Below are 16,982 nucleotides of genomic sequence, written 5' to 3' on the forward strand. Positions count from 1 at the left end.
TCGGCTAGGCGCCCGGCGTCGGGTGCGGCGTGGCGGTGCGTTGCCGGTCAATTTCCGACGTCCCGTCCGTGCGCGCGGCGTCGTCCGTCGCCGTGGGCTGCGGTGCGGCGCCGCGGGGCGCGCAGACGAGCTTGTCGAGGCCGCGGGCCAGCTCGTCGAGGACCTCCTGGCCCTGGGCGTAGTCGCCGCCGTCGGTGGCCACCGCCAGGCCGCGCACTCCGCAGTCGGTGTCCACGAAGCCGAACTGGCGGACCTCGTAGGCGCCGGTCTGGTCGTTCGGGCCCCAGCCGCCCTTGAAGTGGGCGCCGTCGATGCGGCCGAGGCCGTAGGCCTGGTCGGGGCTGATCTGCCCCATCGCCTCGACGACGCGCTCGGCGCCGGCCATCTCCGGCAGGCTCAGCGCGAAGCGGGCCTGCGCGGCCACGGCCCAGTCGGTCTGGCCCCAGGCCGAGAACCCGGAGCGCAGCACGTCGGTCTCGACGTCGGTCAGTTCGTCGCCGCCGTCGGCGAGCACCGCGTCCGTCGCCTGGCTGGCGGTGCTGGTGTCGCCGAGGCTGAGCCAGAGGCTGTTGGCGGCGTCGTTGTCGGAGACGGTGATCGCCTGCTCGACGAGCTGGTCGATCCACGTGTCGCCGGTGGCGCCGCTGCCCGCGTCGGTGTCCGTGTCGGGTCGAGAGCCTGCGCCGGCTGCACCACCGGCGCCGTCCGCTGAGGCGTCCTCCGCCGCGACGGCGCCATCCGCGCCGTCTGCGGCACCTGCGCCGGTGGCGACGCGCTCGGCGGCGACCGCGATGGGAACCTTGATCGTCGACCAGGCCGAGGCGGACTCGATCTCGCCGCCGGTGTGCACGCCGAGGGGGTCGGCGACGGCCACGCCGACGGGCTGGCCGAACTTCTCCGAGACCTCGTCGGCGAGCTTCTCGAGGGCCTCCTCCGAGACCCCGGGGTTGCCGGGGTCCACGGGTTCGGGGTCCCCGGTCGGGGTGGGCTGCGCGGTCGTCGTCGCGGAGGAGCTGGTGTCCTCGGGCTGGTCAATCGTGCAGGCGGTCAGCGAGGCCGCCAGCAGCGCGGCGGCCGCCACCGCGGCGTGGGCCCGGACCAGACGGTCAGGAGATGTAGACATTCGCGTTGTTACCGCCTGTGCAGTGCACGTAGGAGCCGTTGTCTTTGCAGTTCATGGTGTAGCTGCGGCCGGTCACCGAGCTGCGGACGTCGATCGTCTGGTCGGTGCGGCCGTTGTCCAGGTAAGCATCCACGAATGCGTCGCGCACGGCAAGTGCGAACGGCTCGCTGGTCGGCCCGGCGGCGTAGACGTTGTTGAAGTCGCCGCTCGGCTCGTTGTTCTTGGCGGCCTCGTTGACGGCCCAGGCGTCCGAGGGCACGGAGGCGTCGGTGGGCCGACCGGCCTCCTCGGAGGAGGACGAGGAGGACGAGGCGGCGGTCGACGGCGCGCTCGCGGACTCGCTGTTCTCCTGCGAGGTCAGCGTGTTGGCGGCGGCGTCGGTCTCGGGGTCGTCGCCGTCCGAGGAGAAGACGAACAGCCACAGCACCAGCGCGACGACGGCGACGAGCAGCACGCCGGCGACGCTGCACAGCACCACGAAGGTGCGGTCCCGGCCCTTGCCGCTTCCGGCTCCGGTCGCGTCGCCCCCGGAGGCCCAGACGTCGCTGTAGCCCTGGTCGTAGCCCTGCGGGTAGCTGTCCGGACCGAATCCCTGGGCGTCGGGGTAGGCCTGCCCCGGGCCGAAACCCTGCCCCTGGGCCTGCGGGTAGCCGTCCGGACCAAATCCCTGGCCGAAGCCCTGGCCCTGGGCATAGCCGCCCTGGCCGAAGCCCGGCCCCTGCTGCGGGGCCTGCCAGCCGTCGGGCATGCCGGGCTCGGTCTCGCCGGGGAAGTACTGGCGCGGCGCGTTGCGCCCGGCCTCACCGCCCTGGCCGCCGGCCTGGTCCGCACCCGGCGCATCGGGCCGGATGCGGCGCGTCTCGGAGTCGCTGCCCCACTGGTCGGCCCAGTCGCGGTCGTTCTGCGGGTCCGGCGTGCCGTTCGGGCTCATGATCGTCCTTTCTCACCGCACAATGAGGTGGTCCGCGTTGACCTTACCCTGCGAAGTTACCCCGGACTCCCTGAGATGGACAGACGAAAAACGCCCGGCGGGGAGCACTCCCCACCGGGCACGGGCGCCGCGCGGCGCCGCGACCGGGTCAGCGGTCGGCGAGCAGCTTGCGCAGCTCCTTGAGGTCGTTGCGGTTGCGGCGCGAGCGCGCCACCGCGAAGACGACCACACCGGTGACGGCCACGCCGATGCCGGCGAGGATCTTCTGCACCTTCGGGTCCTTCAGCCAGTCGGTGACCTGGGTCTTCGCGTCCTCGGCCAGGTTCTTCGGCTTGCTGCGGTCGGCGAGCTGATCCAGCGTGCCGGCCAGCTGCCTGCGGGTGCGCTCGATGTCGCGCTGGATGTCATCGATGTCTCGTGCCACGGTCATCTCCCAATCAACTCTGTCTGCTTCCGCTTTCCGGGGCCGCCCAAGGCCCCTACCCCGGAAAGCGGGTATCCGGGTAATGAGTCTGCCACACCTTTGCGTGCCGTGTCAGCGTCGCCCCGGTGCGGCGTGCGTCGGCCGCGCGTCGGTCAGTCCAGCTGCTCGTCGATCTGCGGCAGGAAGGCGTCGGGCTCCTCGACGTTCTCGGCCTCCTTGCCGTTGACGATCACGGTGGGCACGACCTTCAGGCCCGCGTTCGTGGCGGCCTCGGAGTCGAACTGCACGTTGGCGGCGAGGTCCTCGCCGGAGATCGCCTCGCGGAAGGTGTCGATTTCCGGCACGCCGGCGGCCTCGGCCCATTCGACCAGCTGGTCGTCGTCGACGCCGCGGGTCTCGCCGTTGAGCGTGGCCGGGTAGAGCTGGTCGATGTACTCGAAGTAGCGGCCCTGGTCGGCGGCGGCGCGCGAGGCCGCCGACATCTTCACCGAGTCCTCGCCGAGCACACCGAGGTCGTGGACCTCGAGGTAGACCTCGCCGTCGTCGATGTAGTCCGACTGCAGCTTCGGCAGCACGTTCTCGTGGAAGTTCGAGCAGTGCGGGCAGGACGGGTCGGTGAACAGCAGCACCTTCACCGGCGCCTCCGGGTCCCCGAGGGCCCGCGGGTCGTCGGCGCTGTCGCGCGCGAGCGCCACCAGCGGCGACTCGTCGCTCTCGGCGTCGGCCGAATCCGAGGCCGAGGTGTCCTCCCTGCCGGACGACGACGCCGTCAGCGAGGCGCCGGCCTCCGCCGAGCCGGAGGTATCACCCTCGTCGCCGGCGCAGCCGGCGAGCGTCAGCGCGCCCACGGCGAGCAGGGCGGCGAGGGAACGGACGGGACGTCGGAAAGCGTTCATATCCACGAAGTGTACGTAACTCCCGCGGACGCGCCCACGGCCGCGGGTAGAGTGGCGCCCATGACCGAGACGAAGAAACTCCAGCCCGGCGACACCGCCCCCGCCTTCACCCTCACCGACGACCACGGCGACGAGGTCTCGCTGTCGGACTTCGCCGGCCGCCGCGTCATCGTCTACTTCTACCCGCGCGCCAACACCCCCGGCTGCACGAAGGAGGCCTGCGACTTCCGCGACAGCCTCACCCAGCTCAACGACGCCGGCATCGACGTCGTGGGCGTCTCGCCGGACAAGCAGGACAAGCTCGCCGCCTTCCGCGAGGACCACGGGCTGACCTTCCCGCTGCTCTCCGACCCCGACAAGGAGGTCATGACCGCCTACGGCGCCTTCGGCGAGAAGAAGAACTACGGCAAGGTCGTCCAGGGTGTCATCCGCTCGACCTTCCTCGTCGAGCCGGACGGCACCATCGGCGCCGCGAAGTACAACGTCAAGGCCACCGGGCACGTCGCCCGCTTCATCCGTGACCTCGACGGCCTCGACGCCGCGGACAACTCCTAGGGAGACCCGGACGGTGAGCACGGCGAACGCCCCGGCGGGCGAGGAGATCCTGCGTCCGCGTCGGCGTCCCGCCCAGGCGCGCAGCCGGGAGCGGTTCTCCCGGATCCTCACCGCCGCGCGCGGCGTGCTCGTCGAGTCCGGTTTCGAGTCCTTCACCTTCGACGAGGTCGCCAAGCGCGCCGACGTGCCGATCGGCACGATCTACCAGTTCTTCGCCAACAAGTACGCGATGGTCTGCGAGCTCGACCGCGAGGACACCAACGCCACGGTCGCCGCGCTGCGGTCCTTCTCCGAGCAGGTGCCCACCCCGCAGTGGCCGGTGGTGCTCGAGGACTTCATCGACCACCTCGCCGAGCTGTGGGTGCGCGACCCCTCGCGCCGCGCGGTCTGGCACGCGGTGCAGTCGACGCCGGCGACGCGTGCGACGGCCGCGGACACCGAGCGCGAGATGCTCGACCTGATCGCCGGGGTGCTCGGCCCGCTGGCCCACGGGGTGCCGCGTGCCGAGCGCCGCAAACTCGCCGGCGTGCTCGTGCACACGGTGGTCTCGCTGCTCAACTACGCCGTGGGCGCGCCCGAGCGCACCGACGCAGACGTCGACGCCGTGGTCGCCGAGACCAAGCGCATGCTCGTGGCGTACCTGTTCACCGTCGCCGGCGCTTAGGCGTCCAATTGCCGACGTCCCGTCGGTCGCCCGTGCGCGCTCAGCGCGCGTCCGCGCTCGCCCATGCGGCGACGAGTTCGGCGGCCGCGGCGCGGGCGTCGTCGGCGGCGCAGATCGCCGAGACCACGGCGACGCCGCAGGCACCCGCGGCGCGCAGGGGCGCGACGTCGGCAATTTTCACCCCGCCGATGGCCACGCACGGCAACGGCGCGGCGGCGGCGAAGTCGGCGAAACCGGCCACCCCGAACGCCTCGGGGGCGTCGGCCTTGGTGGCCGTGGGGTGGACGGCGCCGACGCCCAGGTAGTCGACGGTGCCGGCGGGCAGCTCGGCCAGCGCCTCGAGGTGCTCGGGGCGGTCGGCGGTCAGCCCCACGACGGCGTCGGGGCCCAGGGCGGCGCGGGCGACGGCCACGGAGGTGTCCGACTGGCCGAGGTGCACCCCGTCGACGGCGAGGTGCTCGCGGCGCGCGGCGACGACGGCGTCGAGGCGGTCGTCGACGACGAGCACGGCGCGCCCGGCGGTGACCGGGGCGAGCTCGCGCAGGCAGGCGAGGATCTCTTCGTCGGTGGCGTCCTTGTCGCGCAGCTGGACGGTGGTCACCCCGGCGTCGACGGCCTGGCGCACGGTCTCGACGACGCCGCGGGCGCCGCACTGGGCGCGGTCGGTGACGAGGTAGATGCCGCGGGCCGCTGCGGCACGGTTGACTTCGCGTTCGTCGCTCATTCGGCGGGCTCCAGGACCTCGACGCGGGCGCCGGCGGCGACGTCGTCCTGCCGCAGGTTGTGCAGGGCGTCGAGAAGCGCGACGGCGAAGCTGCCCGGGCCGTCGGCCTCCTCGGCGGCGCGCTCGGCGGCCAGGCCGTAGGCGACGTGGGCGGCGGTGACGGCGGTGAGCACGGAGTGGCCGCCGCGGCCGGCGACAAAGGCGGTGACCAGGGCGCCGAGGGCGCAGCCGGCGCCGGTGACCAGGGTCAGCAGGGCGTCGCCGCCGCTGACCAGCACGGTCGTCTCGCCGTCGGTGATCAGGTCGCGCTCGCCGGAGACGGCGACGACGGCGCCGGTGCGCCGGGCCAGCTCCTCGGCGCCCGCGCGGGCCGCCTCGGGGGTGTCGGTGGACTCCACGCCGCGCCCGCCGGCGCCCGTGCCCGCGAGCACGAGGATCTCGGAGGCGTTGCCGCGCACGGCCGCCGGGTGCTTCTCGACGAGCTCGGCGGCCAGCTCGGTGCGCACCTGCAGCGCGCCGACGGCGACGGGGTCGAGGACCCAGGGGGTGCCGGCCTCGCCGGCGGCGGCGACGGCCTCGCGGGCGGCGGTGCGCTGCTCCGGGGTCGGCGTGCCCAGGTTGACCAGCACGCCGCCGGCCACGCGGGCGAAGTCGCCGGCCTCGCCGACGATGTCCACCATCGCCGGGGCGGCGCCGGCGGCGAGCAGCGCGTTGGCGGTGAAGTTGGTGACCACGGTGTTGGTGATGCACTGGACGAGGGGGCCGTTGGCGCGGACCTCGGCGAAGGTGGCGGCCAGCTCCTCGGCGTCGAGGCCGGGGGCGATGTCGGAGGTGTCGGTCATGGCTGCCAAGGGTACCCCGCAGGGTTGGCGGTTCCCGGCCGTGGAGCAGGCGCCGGTCCGGCACCGGTCACGCGTGCAGCAGGCACTGGGCGACGGCGTAGTCACCGTCGTGGCTGATGCTCAGCTCGGCGCGCCACCCGTCGGGGAGGCTCGCGGCGGCCGCCTCGGCGACGGCGCCGTGGAGGCGGTAGGCGGGGCGGTGCCAGGCGTCGGCGACGGTCTCGACCTCGGCGAAGTCGACCTCGTCGGCGGCGATGGCGGGCGGGTGGGCGAAGAGGGCCTGCGACCAGGCCTTGATGAAGGCCTCCTTGGCGGCCCAGCGGCCGGCCAGGTGGGCGTCGCGGTCGACGTGGCCGGCGGCGCGGCGCTGCTCGGCGGCGGTGAAGACGCGCCCGAACCGGCTGCCGGGGACCGCCAGCTGGGCGGCGAAGGCGGGCACGTGCACCAGGTCGGTGCCGATGGTCAACATGTTGCCATTGTTGCACTGGTGCGCCCGGGGAGACTCGAACTCCCACGTCAAAGACACTGGAACCTAAATCCAGCGCGTCTGCCAGTTCCGCCACGGGCGCGCAGGCGTCCATCATAACGGGGCCCGCGCACGGTGGACCGCGCTGCCCGGCGGGCGGGTTTCCCGGCCACCGGGCGGCGGAAGCAGGGGCCCGGCGACACTGGCGGCGCTTTCCGCCTTTTGATGCATCCGGGTATCCTGGACAGTCATGAGTGGCGAGAGGAAGAGACGGCAGCACGTGCGGGTCCGCTTCACGCACGTCGTCTTCCTCGCGATCGCCGTGGTGTGCACCATCGCGCTGGCCTGGTGGCAGTGGACCCGCTTCCAGTCCGGCTCGGGCACGTTCCAGAACCTCGGCTACGCGTTCCAGTGGCCGATGTTCGGCGCCTTCTTCGTCTACGCCTACCGCAAGTTCCTGCAGTACGAGAACGAGAAGATCGACGCGGACAACGCGGCCCTCGACGCCGCGGAGCGCGGGGACGCCGACGGCACCGGTGGCGACGCCGCGGACGCGGACCCGGACGGCACGGACGGCGCCCCGACGGGCAGCTCGGACCCGGAAATGGACCGCCTCTACGCCGCGGACGCCGCCGAGTTCGACGACACCGCCTCCGAGGAGGTCGCGCAGTTCCTGCCCGAGCGCCCGAACCTGGACGTCGAGGACTTCAACCGGCTCAACCGGCGGCGCCGCGGCGGCGAGGACCTCTCGGGGCTCGCCGACCTCGCCGGCGACCCGGACCGGCGCGCCCGCGACTGACGCTGGGGCCGGCGCCGGGAACCGACGCGCGACCGGATTCGACCACTCATGGGCGGGGCGGCAGCGCTCCGCGCCACCGACCGAGAGCATGACCGAGACATCACCGAGACCAGGAGACTGACCCCATGACGGCACCCGCCGAGAAGCCCCGCCCGAAGGTCCACCCGGAGCGCAAGCGCCGCGTGCGCCAGGCCCTGACCATCTTCTCCGTCGCGGCCTGGGTGACCGGCTGCATGCTGCTGCTCCTGTGCGCGCGCATGATCGCCGAATACGTGCTGCACATGGACATGCCCTCCTGGGCCACGTGGGTGGCCATCCTGCACGGCTGGGCCTACATCGCGTTCGTCATCGCGACGCTGAACCTGGGTCTGAAGGCCCGCTGGAAGCCGGCGACGTGGGTGGTCACGGCGATCTCGGGCGTGGTGCCGCTGCTGTCCTTCTTCGTCGAGCACTGGCGCCGCCGCGAGGTCACGGAGAAGTTCCAGCTCAACGAGCGCTGACCCCGCTTTCCGACGTCCCCTCCCGCACCCCCGCGGTTCCCTCCCGGTGGGTGCGTGGGCGCGGTCGTTGCACTCCCGCGCCCCGGTCCTGTCCCACCTGGGCGTCACAGGTGCACCTGGTCATGCGCGCTGTACCAATTCCTGTGCGCGTGCTTTCTCCCGCTATCCCGGGGCCCGTACCAGAAGTCGCCGCCCCCGTGCGCCGGCCCGGAGGGCCGCCTGTGGACCGCTCCCCGCGCTCCACAGACGCCGCAACGTACTCTCGCGTGCTGTCTGCGGGCCCGTCATGCTGGGGGACATGAACCTGCTCGACCAACTCATCACGGTCACCCGCCGGGGCATAGGCCTCGCCGAGGCCGCCCGAGGCATGAGCAAACACCAACTCATCGACCTAGGCGTCCTTCCGATGGACGCGCAGAAGATCGCGCGGGTGGCCCGCGAGTACTTCCCAGAGACCTCCGCGAAGACCAACGCCATTCAGGCCGCCCGGGACAACGGCCACTCCATCGTCACCCTCGACATGATCGAGTCGTTTGCCGCGAAGGTGAAAAACCAACGCCGCGCCTGGGGCTTCCGCACCCGGGCCTGCCGGACCGCTGGCACCCACGACGAGGTACGCAAGGCCTGCCAGCAGCTACTCGACGAGTACAACGGGCCGGCTGAGCCCGTCCCGCAGACCCGTAGCCTGCAGTTCATCAACTCCAAGACCAAGGGGCAGGGACTGTTGTTCCGCGGTCCGTCGGCGGAGATCGGAGCGCTTCGCCACGCGGCCCACACCGCGGCGGCGAAGCTCGTCGGCGAGGACAACGTGGACGCTATGGCCTGCGGTGAGGCCTTCGCCGACATGCTCACCCGGGGCTTCCCGCAGTCGGTGCTGCGCCCGGTGGTGGGCTTGAGTCTGGATGAGGCGGTGCGCATCGAGGACGGCCGGGGCGACGACATCGAGTTGGTCGCCTCGGATGGCTCGCGAATGACGGGCTCGGAGTTCCTTCAGCGCCTGCTGCGCCAGGCGGGCACCACCCGCCCCGCCGCAGAGCCCGGCGACGAAGCCGAAGCCGCCACCGCGGCGGACGCCGGCACTGATGATTCGCGGGGACACCGCGACCAGGCAACCGGAAACCTGGCTGGCCTCCGGCCCGGCGGCCAACTGGTTCCCGTCCCGGACACCGACGCCGAGAACGCCGAGGACGCTGCGGACCTGGAACTGTTCGCCGCGGAGATCCCGACGCGCATCCCGGAGATGATCTTCGACGACAACTCGATGATCATGCTCGTCCACCCGACCGAGGGCCCGAGCAACCTGTACCGGACAAGCCGGTTCGCCAACGGCAAGCAGCGCACGATGCTCGGCGCCACCTTCGGGGTGTGTGCCCATCCGGAGTGCAACCAGCCGGCGGAGTTCTGCCAGGCCGACCACGACACCTCCTGGGCACGTGGCGGCATGACCAACATCAACAACCTGACGCCGCTGTGCAAGTACCACAACGCCGCCAACGACGACGATCCGGAAGGCCCGGTCCGTCACGGTCGGATCGAACGCGACGGTCTGGACGTCTACCGGGTGTTGCCGGGTGGTCGGAAGCAGCGGGATGCCACGCCGACTCTGGCGCGGCGGATGATGGCCGAGCACGCCGCCCGCCGCACCGCCCGGGCCGCTTAAACCGCCGAAACACCCGCCCCGCCTGGGCTGACCGGCAGTCCCGCCCACTCGCGGTAGCGCGTGGGGGTCCTCGCTGCCGCCATCACGCCGTTCACCGCCTTCGAATCACAGGACCCGGCGCACCGGCCGGGGAATTCGGCGTGCCCTCGCGCGGAATGCTCCGGACGCAGCCGCCGGAGTAGCCCGATCAGCCCTCTCCGCTCCCGCTTAGCCACGGCACGGCAGACGGATCACGCCGGTCACCGCCTTCGAATCACAGAACCCGGCACGCGGCCGGGTAATTCGGCATGCCCTCACGAGGAATGCCCCGGACGCAGCCGCCGGAGTAGCCCGATCAGCCCTCTCCGCTCCCGCCCAGGCACGGCACGGCAGGCGGATCACGCCGGTCACCGCCTTCGAATCACAAGACCCTGCGCACCGGCCGGGCGATTCGACATGCCCCGACGCACCGCGCAAGAGCGCCCCGCAACCGTGGGGATGCGGGGCGTCGGAAATTGAGAGCGGCTCAGCCGGCCAGGCGCGCGATGGCGTCGACCAGACCGGCCAGCGCCTTGCCACGGTGCGACAGCGCGTCCTTCTCCTCCGCGCTCAGCTGCGCCGACGAACGCGGCGAGGAACCCGCCGCATCCTCCTCCGCGGGCACGAAGAGCGGGTCGTAGCCGAATCCGTTCTCCCCGACCGGCTCACGCAGCAGCCGGCCCTCCCAGCGGCCCTCGGAAAGCGTCTCCTCGCCATCCGGGGTCACCAGCGCGCACACGGAGACGAAGGCGCAGCCACGGCGCTCATCCGGGACGTCGCCCATCTGCGCCAGCAGCAGCGAGTTGTTCGCGGCGTCGTCGCCGTGACCGCCCGACCACCGCGCCGAGAGCACACCCGGCATGCCGTTGAGCTCCTCGACGGCCAGGCCCGAGTCGTCGGCCACGGTGACCAGACCCGTCGCCGCCGCACCCGCGCGCGCCTTGATCAGCGCGTTGTCCGCGAACGTGCGGCCCGTCTCCACCGGCTCCGGGTAGGCCGGCGCCTCGGCGAGCGGGACGAGCTCGACATGGTCGAGCCCCGCGGCGTCGAGAATCCGGCGCAGCTCGGCGAGCTTCTTGGGGTTGTTCGAGGCGACCAGCAGACGCATGCGCTCAGTCCTCGGCCAGCGCCGCGCGCTGCGCCTCGACCAGCTCGCGGCAGCCCTTCTCCGCGACGGTGAGGAACAGCCCCAGCTGCTCGCGGGTGAAGGTGCCCTCCTCGCCGGTGCCCTGGATCTCGACGAACTGGCCCTCGGAGTTCATCACCACGTTCATGTCGACCTCGGCGCGGGAGTCCTCCTCGTAGGGCAGGTCCAGGCAGACGTGGCCCTCGATCAGACCCACGGACACGGCCGCGACCGGCTCCTTGAGCGGGTTGCCCGGCACCACGCCGCGGGTCTTGAGCTCCTTGATCGCGTCGGCCAGCGCCACGTAGGCGCCCGTGATCGACGCGGTGCGGGTGCCGCCGTCGGCCTGCAGCACGTCGCAGTCGATCTGGATGGTGTTCTCGCCGAGCTCGGAGAGGTCCACCGCGGCGCGCAGGGAGCGGCCGATCAGGCGCGAGATCTCCTGGGTGCGGCCCTTGAGCTTGCCCTTGACGGACTCGCGCGGCATGCGCTCGTTGCTGGCGGCCGGCAGCATCGCGTACTCGGCGGTCAGCCAGCCCTCGCCGGAGTCCTTCTTGAAGCGCGGCACGCGCTCCTCCACCGACGCGGTGCACATCACGCGCGTCTCGCCGAACTCGACGAGCACGCTGCCGGCCGGGTTCGAGGTGAAGTTGCGGGTGATGCGCACCGGGCGCATCTCGTCCTGGGCGCGCCCGTCGGCGCGGCGGTAGCTCTGCGTGAAACTCATGCGCCCAGGCTACCGCGCCGCACCCCCGCGCGGGCCGCGCCGGGCCCGGGGCGGCCCGGACGGCTCAGACCGTGTAGACGGTGCCGGGCTCGCCGAACTCGACGGGCCCGCCGAACTCCTCCGCGGCCGCCGCCACGGTGGCCTGCTTGTCCACCCACGGCGGCACGTGGATGATCACCAGGCGCTTCGCCCCGGCCAGGCGCGCGGCACGGCCGGCCTCGGCGCCGTTCATGTGCATGCCGGGCACGTCGTCGCCGGCGTCGGTGCCCCAGTTGGCCTCGCACAGGAACAGGTCGACGTCGCGGGCGGCCTCGACGAGCTGGTCGTTGTAGGCGGTGTCGCCGGAGTAGGCCAGCGTGGCACCCGTGGTGTGCTCCTCGACGCGCAGCGCGTAGGCCTCGACGGGGTGGACCATCGGGTAGGGCGTGACGGTGACACGGTCGACGATCTCGGGCTCGTGCGCGCGCCACGGCGTGAACGCGAAGGTGTCCGAGAGGTCGTCGACGCCGTCGGGCTGGTCGTCGGAGGACAGCCGCCCGAAGAAGACGGGCGCGGGCTTGGGCGCGTAGAGCAGGCTGCGCGCGACCGCCGGGGCGTCCGGGTGGAAGCGGCGCCAGACCATCAGCGAGGGGAAGTCGAGGCAGTGGTCGGCGTGCAGGTGCGAGAACAGCACGTGCACGCTGGCCGGGTCGATGAAGCTCTGCAACCGGGCCAGGGTGCCGGGGCCCAGGTCGAGGACCACCCCCGGCGCGTTGTCGACCTCGAGGAGGTAGCCGGAGGCGGGGTTGTCGGGCGCTGCCAGACTGCCCGAGCTTCCTAGGATGGTCAACCTCATGCACTCAACAGTGCCACGCCCGGCAAAATATTTCGAACGCCCCGCCCCGCCGGGTCAGCTCCAGGCGATGTCGGTCTCGCGCACCTGCGCCAGCTCGGGGCCGAGGAAGCGGTGCGCGAGGGCGGCGAAGGTGCGCGGGTCGCCGGTGGACTCGAAGGTGCGCGTGGGCGGCCCGTCGACCTCGGGGTCACGGAAGAGGTCGTGCTCGGCGAGGGCACGCAGCGTGTCCTTGGCGGCCTCCTCGGCCGACGAGACGAGCGTGACGTCGTCGCCGACGGCGAGCTGGATGACGCCGGAGAGCAGCGGGTAGTGCGTGCAGCCGAGCACGAGCGTGTCGACGCCGGCGGCCTGCAGCGGCGCGAGGTAGCCCTCCGCCACGCCGAGGATCTGGCGGCCGGAGGTCACGCCGCGTTCGACGAAGTCGACGAAGGCGGGGCAGGCGGCGGCGGTGACCTCGATGCCGGGGGTGACGGAGAAGAGGTCCTGGTAGGCGCCGGAGTTGATGGTGCCGCGGGTGCCGATCACGCCGACCTTGCCGTTGCGCGTGGTGGCCACGGCGCGGCGCACGGCGGGCCGGATGACCTCGATGACGGGCACGTCGTAGCGCTCGCGGGCGTCGTGCAGGAAGGCCGAGGAGGCGGTGTTGCAGGCGATGACGAGCGCCTTGCAGCCGCGGCCGACGAGTTCGTCGGCGATGTCGGCGGCGAGCCGGCGCACCTCGGCGATGGGGCGCGGGCCGTAGGGGGCGTGCGCGGTGTCGCCGATGTAGGCCACGGATTCGTTGGGCAGCTGGTCGACGATGGTGCGCGCCACCGTCAGCCCGCCGAGGCCGGAGTCGAAGATGCCGATGGGTGCGCTGGTGTCGTTCACGGCCCCCGATCCTATCGCGGGCGTTCAATTGCCGACGTCGCGCCCGTCGCGCGGTTGCGTTGCTTGGGCGTCCCGCGGTCGACGTGACGGGTTCTCGGAGTACGGGCACGTCCCGCCGTGCGCCGTTACGATCGGGGGCGTGAACACGTCGAACCCCACTTCCGCCCCTGACCCGGCCCGCGTGAAGGTGGGTGCCTCCGACCTGGAGGTCTTCCCCCTGAACCTGGGCGGCAACACCTTCGGCTGGACCGCCGACAAGGCCACGAGTTTCGAGATCCTGGACGCCTACCGCGAGGCGGGCGGCAACTTCATCGACACCGCCGACGTCTACTCCCGGTGGGGCGAGGGCCTCTCGGGTGGCGAGAGCGAGCAGGTCATCGGTGCGTGGCTCGCCGAGCGTGGCTGCGCCGACGAGGTCGTGGTGGCCACGAAGGTGGGCAAGCTGCCGCCGAATGACACGGTCACGGCCGCGGCGGTGACCGCCGGCTGCGAGGATTCGCTGCGCCGGCTGGGCCTGGAGACGATCCCGCTGTACTACCTGCACGCCGACGATCCGCAGGTGCCGGTCGAGGACCAGGTGGAGACGATGGCCGGGCTCGTCGAGGCGGGCAAGATCCGCCACGTGGGCCTGTCGAACTACCCGGCGGACCGGATGCGTGAGTTCTTCCGGGTCTCCCGGGGCACCCCGGCGTTCCCGGTGGCGGTGCAGCCGCACTACAACCTGCTGCACCGTGCGGAGTACGAGACCGAGCTGCGCCCGGTCGTCGAGCAGTACCGCCCCGGGGTCTTCCCCTACTTCGCGCTGGCCTCCGGCGTGCTGACGGGCAAGTACCGCAGCGCGGCGGACGTGGCGGGCACGGCCCGCTCGCGGTTCACCGAGGGCATGGTGACCCCGGAGGCGCTGCGGGTGGTCGCGCGCCTGGAGCAGGTCGCGGCGATGCACGACGTCGAGGTGCCCACCGTCGCGCTGGCCTGGCTGCGGGCGAAGGGTGCGACGGCGCCGATCGCCTCGGTCTCGCGGACGGCTCAGCTCGACGCCCTGGTGGCCGTGGCGGGCCTGCAGCTCAGCCCGGCGGAGGTCACCTCGCTGGACGCGGTCAGCGACCCCTACGCCTGACCTGCGGTGCCGCACCCCGACGCTTGTGGGCGCTGCTTCGTCCGCACTACAAACGGGGGCCGGCCCGACAGCAAGTACGGCTGAGGTACCGCCACGTAACGCTCCCTGTGGTCAGACTCGGCCGGACCAGCCGGTGCCGAAGGTACCGGCGGAACCGGGCCCCTGGGTTCCGAAGCTCTGGCCGCCGAAGCCCTGCTGGCCAGTACCGAGGTTGCCGACGGAACCGTTACCGATGCCGCGACCGGATGAGGGGCGCGGGTCGTCGGAGGTGATGATCATCCCGGCGAGCACGCCGCCGATCGCCCCGAAGAGGTGCGCCTGCCAGGACATCCCCGGGGTGCCGGGCAGCACGCCCCACAGAATCCCCGAGTAGGAGATGAACAGCACCACCCCGAGCGCGATCTGGCCGAGCGAGCGGTTGAAGACGCCGCGGACGAGCAGGTAGACCAGCCAGCCGTAGACCAGCATCGAGGCGCCGATGTGGTTGGTGCCCACCCCGCCGAAGAACCAGGTGCCGGCCCCGCCGACGACCACGACGAAGGCCGTGACCTCCCAGAAGGCCCGTCGGCCGGACAGCCCCACCAGGAAGGCGAAGATCGCCCCGGGCACCGAGTTCGACGTCAGGTGCGAGAAGTCCGCGTGCAGCACCGGCGCGGTGACGATGTGCCACAGGCTCGACGGGTCGAGCGGGTGGATGCCCAGCGCGACCAGGCTGCCGCCGAAGAAGAACAGGTTGATCAGGTGCACCGCCCAGATGACCACGAGGTAGCCGACGGCGCAGGCCAGCCCCGTGCGCAGGTTCGACGGAGCCCGCCTCACAGCAGCTCCTCGTAGGCGGTGACCGGCAGCTCGCCGCCGGGCGCCGCATTGGCGACGGCGTCGACGATAGCGGCCGCGACGGCCTCCGCCCCGGCCTCGCCGATGCGCGCCAGCGCCACCGGGTCCAGGCCGGCGGCGACAGGAGCGGTGGAGAGCGCGAAGAGGGTGTCGCCGTCCAACGGCGAGTGCGCCGGGCGCACCGCCCGGGCGATGCCGTCGTGGGCGACCATGGCCACCCGGCGCGCCTGCGCCTTGGTCAGCGGGGCGTCGGTGGCGACCACGCCGATCGTCGTGTTCAGCGAACCGTCCGGCGCCTGCAGCACCGCCATGCGGGCCGGGTCCGCCGGCGCGCGGTCCTCGTCCGCCCAGAACCGGCCCGTCACCGGGTCGACGACCTCGCCGACCGGGTTGGCCACCACCGCGGCGGCCACCGTGTGCTCGCCGACGGTCACGGCCGCCTGGCCGAAACCGCCGCGCAGCCGCCCGGCGCTCGCCCCGCAGCCAGCGCCCACGCTGCCGCGGGCGTCGGAGTGGTTGTCCACGCTGTCGGCCAGCGCGGCGCGCCCGTCCGCCGGGGACGGGAAGTGGTCGGCCGAACCGACCGCGAGATCGAAGATCACGGCCGCCGGCACGATCGGCACCCGGGCGGGGTGCCCCTCCCCCAGCGGCGCGAAGCCGATGTTCCGCTCCGCCAGGGCGCGCATCACGCCGTCCGCGGCGGCCAGCCCGAAGGCCGAACCGCCGCCGAGCACGACCGCGTGGACGCGCTCGACGGTGTTCTCCGGGGCCAGCAGGTCGGTCTCGCGGGTGCCGGGCCCGCCGCCGCGCACGTCGACGGAGGCGACGGCGCCGGCGGGGTCGGTCACCCGCACCACGGTGACCCCGGTGTCACCGAGACTTGCATGCCCGACGGCGAGACCCGGGACGTCGACAAGCGAACCGGTCATCTCACTCCCCCGTCAGGGCCGTCAGGAGGGACTCCTGGTTGTAGGCCAGCCACTCGACGAGGCGCTCCGCCTCGACCGTGGCCGCCTCACCCGGCACGACCTCCGTGCCCTCGAGTCCCGAGCCGGCCAGCCCGTTGCCGGCGGCGACGTAGAGGCGGATGTCGTTGAGCGCGGCGACCCAGGCGCGCGCCTCGGACTCGTCGAGGGTGACGTCCACCCCGCCGTCCGGGCCCAGCGCCCCCGTCACCGCCTGCAGGTTCTCCAGCTTCGCGCGGGTGATGTCATTCTCGTGCAGCGAGCGCAGCAGCTGGTTGTCGCCGTCGAACTCCTCGTCGCCCTCGCGGGCGAAGTTCGGCAGCAGCCGGGCCAGGCCCGGGTCCTGCGGCGGTTCGCGGTGGCCGGAGGGCATGCCCGTCATCTCGGCCAGCTCGTCCTTCGGCGCCGAGCGCACGCGCTCCATCAGCGCCTCGCCGAGCGTCGAGGCCAGGTTGCCCAGCACCTCACGTTCCATCGGGTCGAAGACCGTGTGGTAGCGCGGGGCACGCATGAGCCCCTTCTTCCTGCGCCAGTCCTGCATGTCTGCTGCTCTGCCTTCCTCGCGCCTCAGCCGGCCTGCTGCATCGTCGCCCACAGGCCGGCGACCTGGAGCTTCTTCACGTCGCCCTCGACCTTGTCGCGCTCCCCGGAGGAGACGACGGCCCGGCCCTCGGTGTGCACCTGCATCATCAGTTCCGTGGCGCGCTTGCGCCCGTAGCCCAGCACCGTCTGGAACACGTAGGTCACGTAGCTCATCAGGTTGACCGGGTCGTCCCAGACGATGCACATCCAGGGCAGGTTCTCCGAGGTGGCGACGTCGACCTCGATCTCCTCGTCCACCTCGGGGGTGGCCATGGGTGAACCCATCAGTGTCTCCCGGTATCGCATCGACGGCCGTTCCAT

The 16,982-nt window shown here is 72.3% G+C and carries 20 protein-coding genes, 1 tRNA gene and 1 pseudogene; 6 read left to right on the forward strand and 16 right to left on the reverse strand.

The genetic code is table 11. The annotated features are described in order from the left end of the window. Window positions 1-4: 4 nt before the first annotated feature. The 4 genes from CFRA_RS09390 to CFRA_RS09405 form a co-directional block, all read right to left on the reverse strand. Entirely contained in the window at window positions 5-1,123 is a 1,119-nt protein-coding gene (locus CFRA_RS09390) for a hypothetical protein (RefSeq protein ID WP_156888001.1), read from the reverse strand. Next, window positions 1,107-2,054, reverse strand: a complete 948-nt coding sequence (locus tag CFRA_RS11470; RefSeq protein ID WP_083666939.1) for a hypothetical protein — start codon at window positions 2,052-2,054, stop codon at window positions 1,107-1,109. The genes CFRA_RS09390 and CFRA_RS11470 overlap by 17 nt, the downstream gene beginning before the upstream one ends. Before the next feature lie 148 nt (window positions 2,055-2,202). Next, a complete protein-coding gene (locus tag CFRA_RS09400; RefSeq protein WP_075664990.1) occupies window positions 2,203-2,478 on the reverse strand; it encodes a DUF3618 domain-containing protein in 276 nt (91 codons plus the stop codon). Window positions 2,479-2,630: 152 nt separating this feature from the next. Then, window positions 2,631-3,374 (reverse strand): DsbA family protein, encoded by a 744-nt coding sequence (locus tag CFRA_RS09405; protein ID WP_075664445.1) that lies wholly within the window; start codon window positions 3,372-3,374, stop codon window positions 2,631-2,633. Window positions 3,375-3,434: 60 nt separating this feature from the next. Here CFRA_RS09405 and bcp point away from each other — a divergent pair, with 60 nt between their 5' ends. Together bcp and CFRA_RS09415 are read left to right on the forward strand one after the other, a co-directional pair. Continuing rightward, window positions 3,435-3,929, forward strand: coding sequence for a thioredoxin-dependent thiol peroxidase (gene bcp / locus CFRA_RS09410; RefSeq protein WP_075664446.1), 495 nt, complete (start codon window positions 3,435-3,437; stop codon window positions 3,927-3,929). Window positions 3,930-3,942: 13 nt separating this feature from the next. After that, the gene (locus tag CFRA_RS09415) at window positions 3,943-4,593 is read left to right on the forward strand and encodes a TetR/AcrR family transcriptional regulator (RefSeq protein WP_075664447.1); all 651 of its coding nucleotides are present in this window, start codon (window positions 3,943-3,945) and stop codon (window positions 4,591-4,593) included. Window positions 4,594-4,633: 40 nt separating this feature from the next. Here the strand turns inward: CFRA_RS09415 and thiE are convergent, their stop codons facing one another. The 4 genes from thiE to CFRA_RS09435 form a co-directional block, all read right to left on the reverse strand. Then, window positions 4,634-5,317 (reverse strand): thiamine phosphate synthase, encoded by a 684-nt coding sequence (gene thiE / locus CFRA_RS09420; RefSeq protein WP_075664448.1) that lies wholly within the window; start codon window positions 5,315-5,317, stop codon window positions 4,634-4,636. Further along, window positions 5,314-6,159 carry a hydroxyethylthiazole kinase gene (gene thiM / locus CFRA_RS09425; protein WP_075664449.1) on the reverse strand — a complete coding sequence of 282 codons (846 nt, stop codon included), beginning with the start codon at window positions 6,157-6,159 and terminating at the stop codon, window positions 5,314-5,316. Before thiM ends, thiE begins: the two co-directional genes overlap by 4 nt. Before the next feature lie 67 nt (window positions 6,160-6,226). Beyond that, window positions 6,227-6,625 carry a holo-ACP synthase AcpS gene (acpS, locus tag CFRA_RS09430; RefSeq protein WP_075664991.1) on the reverse strand — a complete coding sequence of 133 codons (399 nt, stop codon included), beginning with the start codon at window positions 6,623-6,625 and terminating at the stop codon, window positions 6,227-6,229. Between the two features lie 19 nt (window positions 6,626-6,644). Next, a tRNA-Leu gene (locus tag CFRA_RS09435) sits at window positions 6,645-6,728 on the reverse strand. A gap of 147 nt (window positions 6,729-6,875) precedes the next feature. Here CFRA_RS09435 and CFRA_RS09440 point away from each other — a divergent pair. The 3 genes from CFRA_RS09440 (at window position 6,876) to CFRA_RS09450 (ending at window position 9,584) form a co-directional block, all read left to right on the forward strand. After that, window positions 6,876-7,424 (forward strand): hypothetical protein, encoded by a 549-nt coding sequence (locus tag CFRA_RS09440; protein WP_075664450.1) that lies wholly within the window; start codon window positions 6,876-6,878, stop codon window positions 7,422-7,424. Window positions 7,425-7,549: 125 nt separating this feature from the next. After that, on the forward strand, window positions 7,550-7,924 hold the full coding sequence (locus CFRA_RS09445) for a DUF3817 domain-containing protein (RefSeq protein ID WP_075664451.1): 375 nt from the start codon (window positions 7,550-7,552) through the stop codon (window positions 7,922-7,924). A gap of 298 nt (window positions 7,925-8,222) precedes the next feature. Then, window positions 8,223-9,584, forward strand: a complete 1,362-nt coding sequence (locus CFRA_RS09450; RefSeq protein ID WP_156888002.1) for an HNH endonuclease signature motif containing protein — start codon at window positions 8,223-8,225, stop codon at window positions 9,582-9,584. 505 nt (window positions 9,585-10,089) lie between these two features. Here CFRA_RS09450 and CFRA_RS09455 read toward each other — a convergent pair. The 4 genes from CFRA_RS09455 to murI form a co-directional block, all read right to left on the reverse strand. Then, a complete protein-coding gene (locus CFRA_RS09455; protein ID WP_075664453.1) occupies window positions 10,090-10,710 on the reverse strand; it encodes a non-canonical purine NTP pyrophosphatase in 621 nt (206 codons plus the stop codon). A 4-nt stretch (window positions 10,711-10,714) separates the two neighbouring features. After that, a complete protein-coding gene (gene rph / locus CFRA_RS09460) occupies window positions 10,715-11,455 on the reverse strand; it encodes a ribonuclease PH (RefSeq protein ID WP_075664454.1) in 741 nt (246 codons plus the stop codon). Between the two features lie 64 nt (window positions 11,456-11,519). Further along, window positions 11,520-12,290, reverse strand: coding sequence for an MBL fold metallo-hydrolase (locus CFRA_RS09465; RefSeq protein WP_075664455.1), 771 nt, complete (start codon window positions 12,288-12,290; stop codon window positions 11,520-11,522). Between the two features lie 54 nt (window positions 12,291-12,344). Continuing rightward, entirely contained in the window at window positions 12,345-13,160 is an 816-nt protein-coding gene (murI, locus tag CFRA_RS09470; protein WP_075664456.1) for a glutamate racemase, read from the reverse strand. A gap of 139 nt (window positions 13,161-13,299) precedes the next feature. Between murI and CFRA_RS09475 the strand changes: the two genes are divergently transcribed. After that, window positions 13,300-14,277, forward strand: coding sequence for an aldo/keto reductase (locus tag CFRA_RS09475; protein ID WP_245797559.1), 978 nt, complete (start codon window positions 13,300-13,302; stop codon window positions 14,275-14,277). 249 nt (window positions 14,278-14,526) lie between these two features. On the opposite strand, the pseudogene CFRA_RS09480 reads toward CFRA_RS09475, so the two are convergent. From CFRA_RS09480 to clpS, 4 genes and pseudogenes are all read right to left on the reverse strand, one after another. Beyond that, window positions 14,527-15,075 (reverse strand): annotated as a pseudogene (locus CFRA_RS09480) (rhomboid family intramembrane serine protease); the annotation flags it as partial. 17 nt (window positions 15,076-15,092) lie between these two features. Next, window positions 15,093-16,043, reverse strand: a complete 951-nt coding sequence (locus tag CFRA_RS09485) for a P1 family peptidase (protein ID WP_075664458.1) — start codon at window positions 16,041-16,043, stop codon at window positions 15,093-15,095. A 1-nt stretch (window position 16,044) separates the two neighbouring features. Beyond that, a complete protein-coding gene (locus tag CFRA_RS09490; protein WP_075664459.1) occupies window positions 16,045-16,620 on the reverse strand; it encodes a DUF2017 domain-containing protein in 576 nt (191 codons plus the stop codon). A gap of 26 nt (window positions 16,621-16,646) precedes the next feature. Then, entirely contained in the window at window positions 16,647-16,946 is a 300-nt protein-coding gene (clpS, locus tag CFRA_RS09495; RefSeq protein WP_075664460.1) for an ATP-dependent Clp protease adapter ClpS, read from the reverse strand. Window positions 16,947-16,982 lie beyond the last annotated feature (36 nt).

The sequence above is a fragment of the Corynebacterium frankenforstense DSM 45800 genome (genome assembly GCF_001941485.1).
Classification (GTDB): domain Bacteria; phylum Actinomycetota; class Actinomycetes; order Mycobacteriales; family Mycobacteriaceae; genus Corynebacterium; species Corynebacterium frankenforstense.